The following is a 2,080-nucleotide window of genomic DNA, read 5'->3' as shown; positions in this document are numbered from 1 at the left end:
GGTCGCATACGCCGGGTCCACGCTGACGAATGAAGATATTCTCCGGGCCATCGCGGAAAGCCGGGAATGGGCGAAGAACGTCCGGGTGAAACTGCTCCTGGTGGCGAACCCGAGGACCCCCCCCGCCGTCGCGATGCGGTTCCTTGGGCATCTTCCCGTCAGCGATCTGGCCCTTCTGGCCCGCAACCGGAACATATCGATGGTCATCCGCACGGAGGCGAAGAAGCGGGTGGTCCAGAGTCGAAAGTAGGAGAGACGGGATGGCACTTTTCAATTACGCCACGAGAGAGTTAAGCGCGAAGATCGTGTATTACGGTCCGGGTCTTTCCGGCAAGACCACGAACATCGAGATGGTCCATCAGATACTGAGGCCGGAGCAGAAGGGGAGACTCATTTCCCTTCCCACCGAGACCGACCGGACGCTTTTCTTCGACTTCCTGCCGGTGGACCTTGGCCAGATCAAGGGGTTCAAGGTGCGGTTCCATCTCTACACAGTGCCCGGCCAGGTCTATTACAACGCGACGAGGCGGCTCGTCCTCCAGGGCGTCGACGGCGTCGTCTTCGTGGCGGATTCCCAGGTCGACATGATCAGCAGCAATCTCGAGAGCCTGAGCAACCTGCGGGACAACCTCTCCACCTACGGAAAAAAGCTCGAGGATCTTCCCTTCGTGATGCAATACAACAAGCGTGACCTGCGGAAGATCTCGTCCGTGTCGGAGTTGAACGCGCAACTGAACGACCGGAATATCCCCGTTTTCGAGGGGATCGCCAAGGAAGGCGTCGGGGTGGCCGAGACGCTGGTGGCCATCTCGCGGCTCGTGTTTGCCTCCCTTCGCAAGACCCTCCTTCTTCCGGGGGAGACGGCGGAAGGGGAGGGTCCCGGGGCGATCAGAGATGTCGCCGCCAGGATCAAACCGCAACCGGAGGAGCCGGAGCCGTTGGAGGAGATCTCCGAGATCGAGGAGATCCCCGAGGTCCGGGAGACGCGGGAAACCCGGCCCAAGGAGGAACCGCGGGATATTCCGCAGGCTGCCGAGGGCCTGGGTGCAATCTCCGCGGAGGAGATTCCGGACCTCGAGGAGATCCTGGAGGTCCAGGAGATCCCCGAGGAGACGGAGATCCCGGAGGGGCTGGAGTTGATCACCCCGCCGAGAGAGGTCTCCCCGGCATCGTTTCCCGAAGAAACACCTGCCGGGAAAGAGGAAGCCTGGCAGGAGGGCGCTCCGGTCGAAGTCCCCGAAGAGATCGAGATCGAGATTCCCGACAGGTTTGACGAGCCCGCGCCGGCGGAGGTCACCCGTCCCGGCGTTTCCATGAAAGTGGAGGGGGAGGGGCTTACGTTCCTGAAGTTCGAGGAGGTGTTCATTTCTCCGGGAGGACATGCGGTACTGCCCGCGGTTTTCCTCGACGCGGCGGGGAAACCCGTGCGCATCCGCATACGCGTCTCCATGGAGGAGGGACGGGAGTGATATGCCTGCCGATTATCTGCGGCGCATAGGGGAAATTCTCAGGTCCGGGAAGCCGATCGAGGAGAGGCTGAGGGAGTTTTGCCAGGAAACCGGAGGATTCCTCCCCGGTTCGGTGTCCTCGATCCTCCTCTTCGACAGGGACACCGAGGATTTCTATTTGCGCACGACCACGCTGCGCGTATCCCCCGCCGCCCAGGTCGTCCACCATTCCGCGGCGGGAACGATCGAGGATCTGTCCCTGCGCGAACGGAGGGTCATCACGCTCTGCGAGGTCCACCGGTCGGCGGACAGCCGTCTGCGCGGCGAGATGTTCTTCTTCCCGCTCGTATCGGCCGACGAACCGCTCGGGGTTCTCATGATCCAGTCCGTGTCCCAAAGCGGAGTGGTCGCGGAGAAGATCGGGGCCCTCCAGGAAGCGGTCCTTCTCCTTTCCGATTCGGTGGGGGTATCCCTCCGGGAGGAAACCGCGTCCCAGCGGATGACGAAGATCGCCGCGATCAACGAGGCCGGCATCAACATCATCTCCACGCTCGACCTCTCCCGGCTCCTCAAGCTCGTGGCGACCTCCGCCTCCCTCATCATGGAAGCCGAGTCGTGCGTCATCCGCCTGC

General features: G+C 62.5%; 3 protein-coding genes. All 3 read left to right on the top strand.

The features are described from left to right. Positions 1–250 (top strand): hypothetical protein (locus VJ307_03825; GenBank protein HJX73263.1); only part of this gene is annotated, 250 nt, incomplete at its 5' end. 10 nt (positions 251–260) lie between these two features. Beyond that, on the top strand, positions 261–1,469 hold the full coding sequence (locus VJ307_03820) for a GTPase domain-containing protein (GenBank protein ID HJX73262.1): 1,209 nt from the start codon (positions 261–263) through the stop codon (positions 1,467–1,469). 112 nt (positions 1,470–1,581) lie between these two features. Then, on the top strand, positions 1,582–2,080 hold a 499-nt coding region (locus VJ307_03815; protein ID HJX73261.1), incomplete at its 3' end, for a hypothetical protein.

This window comes from Candidatus Deferrimicrobiaceae bacterium, assembly GCA_035256765.1.
Classification (GTDB): Bacteria; Desulfobacterota; Deferrimicrobia; order Deferrimicrobiales; family Deferrimicrobiaceae; genus CSP1-8.
This window is presented reverse-complemented; position numbering and strand designations above follow the sequence as displayed.